Genomic DNA, 13111 nt, shown 5'->3' with positions numbered 1-13111 from the left:
TGTCCTGATTTAAATTTAATCCACTATATTTGATTGGATAGTCAAAAGGTCGTCTGAAAAGCATTTCAGACGACCTTTTGATGTGTTTAAACGGATTAGCCGGTCAGTTGTTTGGTAATCAGTTTTTTCAGCGGCGGGAAGTTGTTGCTGGCGCGCAATACCAAGCCGCGCAAGATTTTGGCGGGCGCGGTTTCATTGGTAAAGAGTTTGAGCAGTATATTGGTGCCGTGGTAAATCGGCTGGGCATGGAGCATATGCTTGGTGCTGTATTTTTCCAGCAGGCTGGCGGCGCCGATGTCTTGACCGCGTTGTTCCGCTTCGAGAATCAGTTTTGCCAAGAGGTCTGCGCTGGATAAGCCCAAGTTGAAACCGTGTGCGGTAACAGGGTGCATGCCTACGGCGGCGTCGCCGATTAAGGCGCTGCGTTTGCCATAGAAACGTTGGGCAATCATGCCGACCAAGGGATAGTTGTGAATGGTGCTGACCAATTCCATGTCGCCCAAACGGCCTTTGAGCTGCTCTTTGACGCTGGCAGCCAATTCTTCGGGAGACATTTTTTTGATGGTGTCTGCCTTGTCGCTATCGACGGTAATGACTGTGTTGGTCAGGTGTTCTTCCAAGGGCAGCAGGGCGATGGTGCGGCCGTAGTGGAAGCATTCGTAAGCGGTATGCTGGTTGGACAGGGTATGCTTCATGCGGCAGACAAACATGGTGCGGCTGTAATCGTGCATATCGGAGGAAATGCCCAGTTGTCGGCGGGTTTGGGAGAAGCGGCTGTCTGCTGCCAAGAGTAGGCGGCCGCTCAAAACTTCGCCGTTTTCCAAGATGACTTGGGCTTCGTCTTCGGAAGTTTTGACTTCTTTAACGCCCGTACCGGTCAGGATGGTAACGTTTTCCAGTTTGGATACGACTTCATAAGCGGCTTTGCGGATATTGTGGTTTGAAATCAGATAGCCTAAGCAGTCGGCAGGTTCGCCGCGCGCTTGGGTCGGTTGCGGGAAGTGGAGTTGGTAATCGGACTGCCCGTTCAAGACTTTTGCATCGCGCAAGGGGTAAATTTCGTCTTTCGGAATCAAATCCCACATGCCCAAGCGTTGCATAATTTCGCGGGACAGGTGGGTCAATGCGATTTCACGCCCGTCATAAGGAGGGTTTTGTAAAATTTCTAAAGGGCTTTTTTCAATCAGGGTGATTTTCAAACCGCTGCCGGCCAGTTCTGCGGCAAAACTCAACCCGGCAGGTCCTGCGCCGACGACAAGAATATCGCTGTGTAAGCTCATGAGGCATCCTTTTTGTTAAAGGGGGACGGATAATTTCAGACGACCTTAAGTTTACTGTGTTTGAATGAGATAAGGGTAATCTGCATTGAGTAATTGATTATAGCAAAAGTATCGATTGAGTAATTCAAGTATTTATATCGTGAATGATTTTTTACGCTGAGCTTAATGTAAGTCAATGGCGGCAATGTGTTGCGTATCATGCCATATTTTAAAAACAATAAGTAGCGGCTATATGGGTTTGCTTTTTTCTTACGCCAGAGTATGGGAAGGGTAAGATTATCATGAGGGCGAAGAGGTCGTCTGAAATTTTGTAGTATAGTGGCTTAAATTTAAATCAGGACAAGGCGATGAAACCGCAAGACAGTACAGACAGTACAGAAACCGATTCACTTGGTGCTTCAGCACCTTAGAGAATGTCTCTTTGAGCCAAGGCGAGGCAACGCCGTACTGGTTTAAAGTTAATCCACTATAAGCAGTACAGTGTAGTTTCCTATCGTGTCTGTTGTATCGTGTGCTGCTTTGTTGTTTGCGCTGTTTAAGATTGAATCGGCGATGGCAAAATCATTGCCAACCCATACAAACAAAAAAGCCGTATTCCCTAAGAAATACGGCTTTCTCAATATCACGATAAACTCGGATTATTCTTCAGAACCGGTGTAAGGACGGATGCTGACCGTTTTACGGTTCAGCGCGCCTTTGGTTTTGAATTCAACATAACCGTCAACTTTGGCGAACAAAGTGTGGTCTTTGCCCATGCCTACGTTGTCGCCGGCGTGGAATTTGGTACCGCGTTGGCGGACGATGATAGAACCTGCCGGAATCAGCTCGTTGCCGTAGGCTTTTACGCCCAAGCGTTTGGCTTCTGAATCGCGACCGTTGCGGGTGCTACCGCCTGCTTTTTTACTTGCCATTTGTAATACTCCTAAGTTTCAAAAATTAGGCGATTGCCACGATTTCGATTTGGGTGAAATTTTGGCGATGGCCTTGGCGTTTTTGGTAGTGTTTACGGCGGCGCATTTTGAAAATGCGTACTTTCTCGCCGCGACCATGGGCTACTACTTTAGCTGTTACTTTTGCGCCTTCAATGAAAGGAGCGCCAACTTTTACAGATTCGCCGTCAGCAATCATCAAAACTTCGGTCAGTTCGATTTGGCTGTCGAGTTCGGCTGGTATCTGTTCTACTTTCAATTTTTCGCCAACGGCAACTTTATATTGTTTACCGCCGGTTTTTACGACCGCGTACATACTCAACTCCATGAGAATTATGGTTAATATCCCGCACACCATTGTGCGAAACGTGGCATTCTATTGCTATTTGCCTGTTTTGTCAAAGTTTATTTCGTTTGTGGGGTCAGGGTCGTCTGAAAGATGTGTCAAACGGGCTTTGCTGCTATAATCGCGCGTTGGATTGCCGATATTTTTTATGCGGCAATATTATTTCCGCCTTATACCCAACCCATTTATTTATACGGCAAGCCTGCTTCATTTTGCCGACTGAGAATGTGTTATGCTCGAAAACCTGCCTTATTTCCAACGCCATCTGCCTGAAGACCTTTCACGGGTCAATGAGGTGATCAACCAAGCGGTTCAGTCTGATGTTGCGCTGATTTCGCAAATCGGTACTTATATTATCAGTGCCGGCGGTAAGCGTCTGCGTCCAATTATGACGATTTTGGCAGGTAAGTCGGTCGGTTATGATGGAGATAAGCTGTATGCTTTGGCGGCAATGGTGGAATTTATCCACACTTCAACCCTGCTGCATGACGATGTTGTCGATGAAAGCGATTTGCGCCGCGGACGCGAAACGGCGAATAATCTGTTCGGCAACGCGGCGGCGGTGTTGGTCGGCGACTTTTTGTATACGCGCGCTTTCCAATTGATGGTTGATTCCGGCAGTATGCGCATTTTGGAAGTCATGGCGGATGCAACCAATATTATTGCTGAAGGCGAGGTCATGCAGCTGATGAACATCGGCAATACCGATATTACCGAAGCGCAATATGTTCAAGTGATTCAATATAAAACGGCCAAATTGTTTGAAGCAGCTGCTCAGGTTGGTGCGATTTTGGGCAATGCCGCCCCCGAGCATGAGCAGGCGTTGAAAGATTACGGTATGTATGTCGGTACGGCGTTCCAAATTATTGATGATGTTTTGGATTATTCGGGCGAAACCGAAGAAATCGGTAAAAACGTCGGCGACGATTTGGCAGAAGGCAAACCGACTTTGCCGCTGATTTATCTGATGCGCAACGGTTCGAAACAAGTGGCGGACGATGTGCGCCACGCTTTGGAAAATGCGGATCGCGGCAGTTTCCAAAAAATCCATGATTATGTTGTCCATTCCGACGCGCTGACTTATTCGATTTCTGAAGCACGAAAAGCCGTTGAGCAAGCCGTGGCTTCTTTGGCAGTATTGCCCGATAGCGAAGTCAAGCAGGCGATGATTCAGTTGGCTGAGGAATCATTGGCACGGGTTTCTTAAATCCGATGAATTTCAATTTCGTCCCAATGTTTTTGGTGACGCTGATTTTTCTCGGCGTCGTCAGCAACAACAACTCGATTACGATTTCCGCAGCAATTTTGCTTTTAATGCAGCAGACTGCTTTGTCGCAATATATTCCTTTCGTTGAAAAACACGGCTTGCATTTTGGGATTATTTTGCTGACAATCGGGGTCTTAAGCCCGCTGGTTTCAGGGAAGGTTCAAATTCCGCCGCTGTCGGAATTTGTCAATTTCAAAATGATTGCCGCCGTATTAATCGGCATCCTTGTCGCCTGGCTGGCAGGGCGCGGCGTACCGCTGATGAGTGAACAACCTGTTTTGGTAACAGGTCTTTTAATTGGTACGGTTATCGGTGTGGCGTTTATGGGCGGCATTCCAGTCGGCCCACTGATTGCCGCGGGATTATTATCGTTTATTGCAGGAAAAGTTTAACACGCTCGCCATAGTTCAACGGATAGAACGTATGCCTCCTAAGCGTAAAATACAGGTTCGATTCCTGTTGGCGAGGCCATAAAACACAAAGAGGTCGTCTGAAATTTTCAGACGACCTCTTTGTGTTTTCTATGAACGGGAATCGTAAATCGTTCTGTCGGACTGCATCAAGATTCTTGTGCCGGCAGCATCTGCTTTTGAGGATGTTGGGAGTGCAGTGTCGTCAGCTTCTTCGTCAAGATATTCAAAATCACACCGTAGGCCGGCAGGAAAAAGAGGGTGCAGATGGTGAGTTTGAACAGATAATCGACAAAAGCGATGCCCTGCCAGTTTGCCGCCATAAATTCATCGCTGCCTGCGTAGAAGGCAATGGCGAAAAATACCAATGTATCCAGGGCGTTGCCGATGACGGTTGATGCGGTCGGGGCGATCCACCACGCTTTCAGACGACGTAATTTGTTGAACACAAAAATATCAAGGATTTGTCCGAGTGCGTAAGCGGTAAAGCTGGCTAAGGCGATGCGTCCGACAAAGGTATTGAATTCGGATAGCGCGCCTAAGCCTGTCCAGCTGCCGTCGTGGAACAAAACGGAAAAGATGTAGGAAAGCAAAAGAGCGGGGAACATGACCCAAAAGATAATCCGCCGTGCCAAGTGCGAACCGAAAATGCGGACGGTCAGGTCGGTGGCAAGGAAGATGAAGGGAAAGGAAAACGCGCCCCAAGTGGTGTGGATGCCGAAAATTTGGAAGGGGAACTGCACCAGATAGTTGCTGGCGGCAATGATGAGGATATGGAAAAGCACCAGCCAGAAGAGCGCCTTCTGTTGTTGCGCTGTTGTAAATTCGTACATGGAAATCTTTCGGAAAGGCTTTCAGACGACCTTCTCGTGAAAAAGGTCGTCTGAAAATGCGTAAAAGGGGATGGATTATTGGCTGTCGTGTTCAAACAGGCGTTTGCGTGCCAATGCTTCGAACTCGGTACCTGCCTTGCCGTAATTGGCAAAAGGATGAATGGCGATGCCGCCGCGCGGTGTGAATTCGCCGAAAACTTCGATGTATTTCGGATCCATCAGGGCGATCAGGTCTTTCATGATGATGTTGACGCAGTCTTCATGGAAATCGCCGTGGTTGCGGAAGCTGAAGAGATAGAGTTTCAGGGATTTGCTTTCCACCATTTTGATATGCGGGATATAGCGGATGTAGATGGTGGCAAAGTCGGGCTGCTCGGTCATGGGGCAGAGGCTGGTGAATTCGGGACAGACGAACTTGACGAAATAGTCGTTGTCGGGATGTTTGTTGTCGAATGCTTCAAGAATTTCGGGAGCGTAGCCGGTCGGATATTGGGTTTTTTGATTGCCCAAAAGAGAGATGCCTTGCAGCTCTTCGGTATTGCGGGACATGAGGGTTTCCTTAGTTTTTTAATGTGGGAGGTTTTCGAACCACGAAAGGCGGATTGTAATATAAGGGGAACTATGTTTGTGATTTTTTTGATAATTATAGTGGCTTAACTTTAAACCGACGGCGTTACCTCGCCTTAGTTCAAAGAGAACGATTCCTCTAAGGTGCTGAAGCACCAAAGTGATCGGTTCCGTACTATCTGTCCTGTCTGCGGCTTTGTCGCCTTGTCCTGATTTAAATTTAACCCACTATATTTAGCGGTTGAGCGCTGGGCTGGAAATGCATAAAAATGATAGGTGGGCGCGGATGTTTTGATGTGGCGGTAATGCCTTTGCAAAGTAATGCGGATTGAATTTAAACTGATTTTTAAATTTATGATTTTTCTAGTTAATTTTCCCGCATTAATCGTAAAAGTTAAAATTTTTTTGAAGTGTTTTCAGTAGTATCTCAAAATTCATATTTTGAGTTATAGAACTAAGGAGAAGCGCCATCTCTCTAATAAATTATGGGGTTTTCAATATAAACAATAAATTAAGTTGTCGGCAACCACAAATCTATCCTTTCTGAATACTGATTTTGTAGAGTAAGAATTCGGAATTACATACAAATTAGATGACTTATGCATAAAAAACGCCACTTGTTATCTTCTTGGACCGATTGTCAGATTTTCATTCGGAAAATAATCAGTTGAATTAGTATAGCGGCATTGAATAAGTATTTGGTATTTTGAGGCAAATGAGATTGTCATTATTTGTTCTGATTTGCAGCAGAAACAGCCAATAAATTTAAGAAGAGGATATTTATAATGAGTTTTTCACAAACCGACTTGGTCAACGCGCTGCGCCAACTTTCCGACCGCCTGCCTGAATTTTCAGAACAACAGGTAAGAACAGGGCGTCTGTTACGGGTAACAACCGAACGTCTAAGCAGTCATCTCAATGAAAATTTGAAAACTTTCGGTATCAACGAGAATTTATGGTTCGCTTTGATGGCGGTTTACGTCAGCCCTAAAAGCGAAATCCTTCCTTCGCGTTTGAGCGACTTGATGGATTTGACGCGTACCAGTGCGACCCGTCTTTCCGATGAGATGGTAGAACGGGGATGGGTAGGTCGTCATATCAACCAGCAAGACCGCCGCCAGATTGTGTTAAAATTAACACAGGAAGGTGAGTCTTTTATCCAACAAGTATGGCCGCAGATTTCCAGTAAGAGCGGTGAAGCTTGGGAAGATTTTACCAATGAGGATTATACCCAGTTGCAAAATCTGTTGGGCAAGCTGTTGAACCGTTTGGACAGCTGATCTGATGCAGTAAGAATTGTGGCAGGGATAAAAGTAAAAAAACGGAGTCTGCCATGAAATCAAATATTGCCAAACGGGGCATCTGTATTATCGCAGTATCTGTACTTGCAGCTTGTGCGCAGTTTGGTAAACAAGCACCGTTGGAAGAACCAACGGTGTATTCTTTGCCCGATGGTAAGTCGGCATCCCTCATTCAAGACGGATGGTGGTTGCAATTAAAAGATAACAAACTGAATCAACTGGTTGCACAAGCTATCCAGACATCAACGGATTTGCGTATTGCCAAGGCGCGTTTCGAACAAGCACAAGCGCAGCTGGGAATAACCGAAGCCGCCGGCAAAACGCAAATCGGTATGTCCACGCGCGGGGTTGGGATGTATGTTGCACCCAAGCCCGCATCTTCCCGTATTGATACCGACCATACATTATTGTTGGCAAACGCAGCAGTACAGGGAAGTTGGACATTCGATTTTTGGGGAAAAAACCGTGAGCAGATTGCAGCGGTTTTGGGACGTCGTCAGGCAATTCTGTATGAAGCCCATCAGGCACGGATTGAGCTGGCGAACGCGGTAGCCAAGCAATATTTTATTTGGCAGGCTTTGAGCGAGCGTCAGGCTCTTGTGCAGGAACGTATCAATCTGTCAGAGAAAATGCAGCAATTGGTCTCACGCAGAATCCATGCAAACCTGATGCCCGCACAATCATTGTACCCGCTTGAATTGGCAAATCAGCAACTTCAGTTGGAAAAAACGTCATTGGAACAACAGATTGCCAAAGTCCGACATGCCTTGGCAGTATTGAGCGGTAACGTGCCGGGAGCACTTTCCGAACAAGAACCCGGTAGGATGGGGGTGGTTCCTGTTGTGCCTGTGAATAGAATCCATGCGGATTTGTTAGCAGCCCGACCGGATATCGCGGCACAAAAATCATTATTGGAATCTAAGCTGCATACGGTTAAATCCACCGAAGCAGAGTTTTATCCCAATATTGAGTTAAAAGCCTTGGCGGGTCTTGGACATATTGATGCGTTCAATGTGGTAAGGGGTAAAACATCAGGTATGCTGGGTATTGTTCCTGCTATCAATCTTCCTATTTTTACGTCTGGGGCATTACAGTCAAAATTGGCAGGCAAACGTGCAGAATATAATGAGCAGGTGGCCGTGTACGATCAAACGGTTTTGAATGCGATGCGTTCTGCTGCGGATGCTGTTGTAGATTACCAAAGCCTGCAAAGCAAACAGTCTACTTGGGATAAAATGCTGAAAATATCCGAAAAGTCGGTTAAAAATGCTCAGGGTAGAGTGAGGGCGGGATTGGATAATGGTCTCAGCGCATTACAAAAACAAGATGATATGTTGCAAGTGAAAATGCAATTGGTGCAGTATCAATCTGAACGGTTGATTGCATGGAGCAATCTGAATGCCCAGTTGGGTGGTGGGTTTAAAACTCAATAGAAGGTTTTCAGACGACTCCTTTCCTTTTAATCAAGTCAATTGGCGATATTTTGGATATGCATTTAACGTTTAAATGTATGTATTCAGAATGTCGCCAATTACTTTTTGGTTGTTAGGAATAGGTATTGCTTGGATGACTTTGAAATGATTGTTTGCGTCTAATGGTAAAAGAGGATATCCAAATGGTTTTTAAATATGATTGTTACTTGATTGAGTAACGATGCGGCTATAGAATGCACCTCTGTATGTATTTTTCAGTATTGTCTATTCTATTAAAATCAATGAGATATTAGTGGGATGGGGTGCATAAGGAAAATAGTCTGTAATTACCCAGGTTAAAATGAAATCATGGATGCGAATCTAGAAAATAATGAACAATTACGCAATTCAGGGACAAAAAGTTCAAGGGTAGGGCGTAAACGCGGGCGTAATCTGGCAGTTGTTACACTGCTTTTTATTTTGATTGCAGTCGGTGTGGCTCTTGCGTATTTCTTATTCTGGCAATACGAGGAAGAGACGGAAGATGCCTATGTTGCGGGTCATCTGGTGCAAATTACCCCTCAGGTCACCAGTACGGTAAGGAAGGTGATGTATGACGATACTGATGTGGTCAAAAAAGGGGATGTCTTGGTTGCGTTGGACGACAGCGATTTCCAGCTGGCTTACGAGCGTGCTCAAAATGAATTGATTCAGGCAATTCGTCAGAATAAACAACAAACTGCGGTTAACTCAAAAGCAAAAGCGCAGGTTCTTTTGCGAAAAGCCGAATTGGCAAAGGCTCAGGCAGATTTGCGCCGACGTGAAGCTTTATCGGGAACGGATGCGATTTCAGGTGAAGAGTTGAGTCATGCCCGTGCTGCGGTGGTTCAGGCGCAAGCGGCTTTGAAGGCAGTGGAAGCGGAAGAGACTTCTGCACAAGCAGTTTTAGGTAATAATATCCCTCTGCGTCAACAACCTGCGGTGCAAACAGCCATCAGCCATATTAAGGATGCATGGCTGAATCTGCAACGCACCCAAATTCGCGCGCCGATGAATGGACAGATTGCCAAACGAAATGTTCAAGTTGGGCAGCGTATTGCCCAAGGTTCTCCAATGATGGCTGTGGTTCCTTTGAGCAATCTTTGGGTGGATGCTAACTTTAAAGAATCGCAACTGCGTCAAATGAAAATTGGTCAACCTGTTGAAATGACTGCTGATTTATATGGAAATAAAGTGGTCTATCATGGCAGGGTGATGGGTTTGTCAGCGGGTACGGGCAGTGCATTCTCTCTTTTGCCGCCGCAAAATGCGACGGGGAACTGGATTAAGGTTGTGCAACGTGTTCCGGTCCGCATCAGTTTGGATGCGAAAGAGTTGCAGGCTAATCCGCTTCGTGTCGGTTTATCTATGAAGGTAAAAGTTGATATTTCAGGTGCCGGCTCAGGAAAAAACATGACGGCTGCCGCTGATAAAAATGTAACATCCCCGGAAACTGAAGGCGTAGATTGGGCTGCCGCCGATGCGTTGATCGATAAGATTTTTGAGAAATACGCTAAGTAAAAATGTTTTCAGACGACCTGTCATGCGTTGAATTGCTGAATTTGGGTATTTGATAGCGAATAGATATCGAAGCGCATGAGGAAGCAAAATTGTGATGGATTAAATGTAAGGCAGAACTTTGTTTTTGGCTTGCGATGATGTGAATATTCATCAAAGAGGTCGTCTGAAAAGGGATGTGTATCTAAGCGCAATCACTGTGCAATATATTGAATGAATAATAGCGAAGAAATATGAATTATCCGCCATTGCAGGGTGTTAGGCTGGTGCTGGTTACGTTGGCGCTCAGCCTTGCCGTTTTTATGGAAGTCTTGGATACCACGATTGCCAACGTTGCAGTACCGGTAATTGCCGGGGACTTAGGGGCAGCGACTACTCAGGGTACTTGGGTTATTACGTCATTTGCCGTGGCGAATGCGATTTCAGTGCCGCTAACCGGGTTTATGGCAAAACGGTTTGGCGAAGTAAAACTGTTTATCGCCTCCGTAGTGGGATTTGTTTTGCTGTCGTGGTTGTGCGGCATTGCACCCAATCTTCAGGCTTTGGTGATCTTCAGGGTGTTACAAGGCTTTGTAGCCGGACCGTTGATTCCGCTGTCGCAAAGTTTGTTAATGGCATCGTATCCTCCTGAAAAACGGACATTGGCTTTGGCCTTGTGGGCAATGACCGTTGTCGTCGCGCCCGTTTTAGGTCCTATTCTCGGCGGTTGGATTTCGGATAATTGGCATTGGGGTTGGATTTTCTTCATCAACATCCCTATCGGTATTATTTCTGCACTTATTGTGTGGCAGCAATTGAGGGATAGGGAAACGGAGGTGGTTAAGACGCCGATAGATTACATCGGTTTGGTCTTAATGGTGGTTGGCGTCGGTGCGCTGCAAATGATGCTCGATAGAGGTAAAGAGTTGGACTGGTTTGCCTCTGGAGAGATTATTGTGTTAGGCATCGTTGCATTGGTATGTCTGACGTATTTTGTGGTTTGGGAGCTTGGCGAGAAATACCCGATTGTCGATTTTTCTTTGTTTAGCAACAGAAATTTTACGATAGGCGTACTGGCAACTTCATTGGGCTTTATGGTTTACATGGGTACGCTCACGCTGTTGCCGCTGGTGTTGCAGTCTAATCTTGGTTATACCGCAACATGGGCGGGCTTGGCGGCTGCGCCGGTGGGCTTTCTTCCTATCTTGTTGTCCCCGATTATAGGTAGATTCGGCAACCGCATTGATATGCGTCTTCTTGTTACCGCAAGTTTCTTGACGTTTGCTTTTACTTTCTATTGGCGCACTGATTTTTATGCCGGAATGAATATGAGCAATGTTGTTTGGCCCCAATTCTGGCAAGGCTTGGGTGTGTCCATGTTTTTCCTTCCGTTGACCAGCATTACATTGTCCCATATTAAATCCGATCAAATTGCATCAGCAAGTAGCCTGTCTAATTTCTTGCGCGTCTTCATGGGTGGTGTGGGTGTATCCATAGTCAGTACCATGTGGGAGCGGAGAGAAGCTTTGCATCATACGCAACTGAGTGAACAGATTAATCCATATTCGAGTTTGACTGTTCAAACAGTTCATGAAATGACGAATCGGGGGCTGAGTGAACAGCAGGTTTTGAAAAATATTTCCGATGCCATTACGCAGCAAGGCTTCATTATGGGATCAAATGAGATTTTTCTGGCTGGCAGTATCTTGTTCATCGTCATGATTTCCATAATTTGGTTTGCCAAGCCGCCGTTTAATGGGAGTTCATCAGCAGGGCATTAAATATCACAAAGGTCGTCTGAAAATTTTCAGACGACCTTTGCTGTTGTAGAAGATAGTGAAGACTAACCTGATTACTTACAGGTTTGGTTTGTCCAGATGGCGAGCAAGAGATTGAACGATTTCTTCTGCTACCTGTAATTTCTCTTTCTCAGGGAAAGATAGTTCCTCGTCATCCGTAATAATAGTAATCTGATTGGTGGATTTTCCCATTGCTTGAGAAACATCATTGGCAATCAGCATCGGAATGCCTTTGCGTAAACGTTTTGCCCGAGCATATTCCAAAACTTTTTCACTTTCTGCGGCAAATCCAATGCAAAAAGGCGGTTTGGGTAAGGCGGCTACAGATGCCAAAATATCAGGATTAGTTTCCAATTCAAGGGTTGGGGTATCTTTTGAATTTTCTTTTTTCAATTTGTGCGGGCTGCTGTTTTTTACCTTATAGTCAGCCACAGCGGCTACGGAAATAAAAACATCCTGATCTTCAATATATTTATGAACAGCATCGTACATTTCTTTGGCGCTAATAGCCTGTTCTACATGATAGAGACCGGTTGGCAGGGGAGTTTGTAACTGTCCATAAATCAACGTAACTTGTGCGCCGGCCATTCTGCATGCACGGGCTAGGGCAATGCCCATTTGACCGCTGGAAATATTCGTAATTCCACGGACCGGGTCAATCATTTCCAAGGTCGCGCCGGCAGTGATTAAGATTTTTTTGCCGGCAAGTATTTTCGGCGTCCATAAATCATGAATCAAATCGGCAAGTTCAATCGCTTCAGGCATTCTCCCTATCCCGATTTCACCGCAAGCCTGTTCGCCATAGGATGGCTGAAAAACCGTGATGTTGTCTGAAATCAGTTGTTGGATATTCCTTTGATTGGCAGGATTGTTCCACATCTCCACATTCATCGCCGGAGCGACTGCCATGGGGCATTTTCGTGCCGCTGCCAAATTGGTCAGCAGATTATCAGCAATACCGTTGGCAATCTTGGCAACCGTATTGGCAGTAGCGGGAGCAATCAAAAAAACATCCGCTTCTCGGGTTAAATCAATATGACTCATTCCTCTAGTCGAGTGACCATCGTGCGTATCGACTAGAACAGGATTTCCGCTTAATGCTTGAAATGTAAGGGGGGTAACAAATTCAGTGGCTGCACGGCTCATTGCTGCCGTTACAGAATGTCCTTGTTTTTTTAGTAATCGGACCAACTCACATGATTTATAAGACGCAATACCACCGCTTATCCCTAAAAGAATGTGTTTACTCATTACAGTAACTCAATCCAATTTGAATCAAATAAGTCATAATACTAACATGGATACTGTTCAAAAAAGTAACAGGGATTGATGGGTGGATGGCTTTAAGTTGTGAGTTGAAGCTCGGTATATTTGAAATTGTTTCGGATATTTATGATAAAGGTCGTCTGAAAGGGATTTCAGACGACCTTT

Annotated in this window: 12 protein-coding genes, 1 tRNA gene, 1 pseudogene and 1 riboswitch; of the genes and pseudogenes, 7 read left to right on the top strand and 7 right to left on the bottom strand. The window is 45.6% G+C overall.

What is annotated here, in order from left to right; all coding sequences use genetic code 11:
- Positions 1 to 95 precede the first annotated feature (95 nt).
- The 3 genes from ubiM to rplU form a co-directional block, all read right to left on the bottom strand.
- Positions 96 to 1280: a 5-demethoxyubiquinol-8 5-hydroxylase UbiM gene (gene ubiM / locus HMPREF2726_RS03630; RefSeq protein WP_009312835.1), complete on the bottom strand. Its 1185-nt coding sequence runs from the start codon at positions 1278 to 1280 to the stop codon at positions 96 to 98.
- 638 nt (positions 1281 to 1918) lie between these two features.
- Positions 1919 to 2191: a 50S ribosomal protein L27 gene (gene rpmA / locus HMPREF2726_RS03625; protein ID WP_002212328.1), complete on the bottom strand. Its 273-nt coding sequence runs from the start codon at positions 2189 to 2191 to the stop codon at positions 1919 to 1921.
- Between the two features lie 25 nt (positions 2192 to 2216).
- Positions 2217 to 2525, bottom strand: coding sequence for a 50S ribosomal protein L21 (gene rplU, locus HMPREF2726_RS03620; RefSeq protein ID WP_003763980.1), 309 nt, complete (start codon positions 2523 to 2525; stop codon positions 2217 to 2219).
- 262 nt (positions 2526 to 2787) lie between these two features.
- On the opposite strand from rplU, the gene HMPREF2726_RS03615 reads away from it, so the two are divergent.
- The 3 genes from HMPREF2726_RS03615 to HMPREF2726_RS03605 all read left to right on the top strand — a co-directional run bounded on the left by HMPREF2726_RS03615 (position 2788) and on the right by HMPREF2726_RS03605 (position 4293).
- Positions 2788 to 3762 (top strand): polyprenyl synthetase family protein, encoded by a 975-nt coding sequence (locus HMPREF2726_RS03615; protein WP_003780144.1) that lies wholly within the window; start codon positions 2788 to 2790, stop codon positions 3760 to 3762.
- A gap of 5 nt (positions 3763 to 3767) precedes the next feature.
- A complete protein-coding gene (locus tag HMPREF2726_RS03610; RefSeq protein ID WP_070602218.1) occupies positions 3768 to 4214 on the top strand; it encodes a DUF441 domain-containing protein in 447 nt (148 codons plus the stop codon).
- A gap of 4 nt (positions 4215 to 4218) precedes the next feature.
- Positions 4219 to 4293, top strand: a tRNA-Arg gene (locus HMPREF2726_RS03605).
- 88 nt (positions 4294 to 4381) lie between these two features.
- Here the strand turns inward: HMPREF2726_RS03605 and HMPREF2726_RS03600 are convergent.
- From HMPREF2726_RS03600 to HMPREF2726_RS14335, 3 genes and pseudogenes are all read right to left on the bottom strand, one after another.
- Entirely contained in the window at positions 4382 to 5065 is a 684-nt protein-coding gene (locus tag HMPREF2726_RS03600) for a 7-cyano-7-deazaguanine/7-aminomethyl-7-deazaguanine transporter (RefSeq protein WP_049222771.1), read from the bottom strand.
- 75 nt (positions 5066 to 5140) lie between these two features.
- On the bottom strand, positions 5141 to 5614 hold the full coding sequence (gene queF / locus HMPREF2726_RS03595) for a preQ(1) synthase (RefSeq protein WP_070602215.1): 474 nt from the start codon (positions 5612 to 5614) through the stop codon (positions 5141 to 5143).
- Between the two features lie 4 nt (positions 5615 to 5618).
- Positions 5619 to 5663: riboswitch (PreQ1 riboswitch) on the bottom strand.
- A gap of 139 nt (positions 5664 to 5802) precedes the next feature.
- A pseudogene (locus HMPREF2726_RS14335) lies at positions 5803 to 5868 on the bottom strand (transposase); the annotation flags it as partial.
- Positions 5869 to 6417: 549 nt separating this feature from the next.
- Between HMPREF2726_RS14335 and HMPREF2726_RS03590 the strand changes: the two are divergent.
- From HMPREF2726_RS03590 to HMPREF2726_RS03575, 4 genes are all read left to right on the top strand, one after another.
- Positions 6418 to 6912: a MarR family transcriptional regulator gene (locus HMPREF2726_RS03590; RefSeq protein WP_003757030.1), complete on the top strand. Its 495-nt coding sequence runs from the start codon at positions 6418 to 6420 to the stop codon at positions 6910 to 6912.
- A gap of 53 nt (positions 6913 to 6965) precedes the next feature.
- Positions 6966 to 8366: an efflux transporter outer membrane subunit gene (locus HMPREF2726_RS03585; protein ID WP_070602213.1), complete on the top strand. Its 1401-nt coding sequence runs from the start codon at positions 6966 to 6968 to the stop codon at positions 8364 to 8366.
- Positions 8367 to 8714: 348 nt separating this feature from the next.
- Positions 8715 to 9905: an HlyD/EmrA/EmrK family protein gene (locus tag HMPREF2726_RS03580; protein ID WP_070602211.1), complete on the top strand. Its 1191-nt coding sequence runs from the start codon at positions 8715 to 8717 to the stop codon at positions 9903 to 9905.
- A gap of 230 nt (positions 9906 to 10135) precedes the next feature.
- A complete protein-coding gene (locus tag HMPREF2726_RS03575; protein WP_003763839.1) occupies positions 10136 to 11662 on the top strand; it encodes a DHA2 family efflux MFS transporter permease subunit in 1527 nt (508 codons plus the stop codon).
- Positions 11663 to 11737: 75 nt separating this feature from the next.
- Here HMPREF2726_RS03575 and coaBC read toward each other — a convergent pair whose 3' ends face one another.
- Positions 11738 to 12931, bottom strand: a complete 1194-nt coding sequence (gene coaBC / locus HMPREF2726_RS03570; RefSeq protein ID WP_009312843.1) for a bifunctional phosphopantothenoylcysteine decarboxylase/phosphopantothenate--cysteine ligase CoaBC — start codon at positions 12929 to 12931, stop codon at positions 11738 to 11740.
- Positions 12932 to 13111 lie beyond the last annotated feature (180 nt).

The organism is Neisseria sp. HMSC074B07 (assembly GCF_001810355.1).
Taxonomy (GTDB): domain Bacteria; phylum Pseudomonadota; class Gammaproteobacteria; order Burkholderiales; family Neisseriaceae; genus Neisseria.
The sequence above is the reverse complement of the archived record's forward strand: the minus strand, read 5'-3'. Positions and strand labels throughout refer to the sequence as shown.

What these genes read in the sequence shown, in the direction of transcription:
- ubiM (WP_009312835.1), bottom strand. Translation starts at nt 1,280, where the DNA reads ATGAGCTTACACAGCGATATTCTTGTCGTCGGCGCAGGACCTGCCGGG.
- rpmA (WP_002212328.1), bottom strand. Translation starts at nt 2,191, where the DNA reads ATGGCAAGTAAAAAAGCAGGCGGTAGCACCCGCAACGGTCGCGATTCA.
- rplU (WP_003763980.1), bottom strand. Translation starts at nt 2,525, where the DNA reads ATGTACGCGGTCGTAAAAACCGGCGGTAAACAATATAAAGTTGCCGTT.
- HMPREF2726_RS03615 (WP_003780144.1), top strand. Translation starts at nt 2,788, where the DNA reads ATGCTCGAAAACCTGCCTTATTTCCAACGCCATCTGCCTGAAGACCTT.
- HMPREF2726_RS03610 (WP_070602218.1), top strand. Translation starts at nt 3,768, where the DNA reads ATGAATTTCAATTTCGTCCCAATGTTTTTGGTGACGCTGATTTTTCTC.
- HMPREF2726_RS03600 (WP_049222771.1), bottom strand. Translation starts at nt 5,065, where the DNA reads ATGTACGAATTTACAACAGCGCAACAACAGAAGGCGCTCTTCTGGCTG.
- queF (WP_070602215.1), bottom strand. Translation starts at nt 5,614, where the DNA reads ATGTCCCGCAATACCGAAGAGCTGCAAGGCATCTCTCTTTTGGGCAAT.
- HMPREF2726_RS03590 (WP_003757030.1), top strand. Translation starts at nt 6,418, where the DNA reads ATGAGTTTTTCACAAACCGACTTGGTCAACGCGCTGCGCCAACTTTCC.
- HMPREF2726_RS03585 (WP_070602213.1), top strand. Translation starts at nt 6,966, where the DNA reads ATGAAATCAAATATTGCCAAACGGGGCATCTGTATTATCGCAGTATCT.
- HMPREF2726_RS03580 (WP_070602211.1), top strand. Translation starts at nt 8,715, where the DNA reads ATGGATGCGAATCTAGAAAATAATGAACAATTACGCAATTCAGGGACA.
- HMPREF2726_RS03575 (WP_003763839.1), top strand. Translation starts at nt 10,136, where the DNA reads ATGAATTATCCGCCATTGCAGGGTGTTAGGCTGGTGCTGGTTACGTTG.
- coaBC (WP_009312843.1), bottom strand. Translation starts at nt 12,931, where the DNA reads ATGAGTAAACACATTCTTTTAGGGATAAGCGGTGGTATTGCGTCTTAT.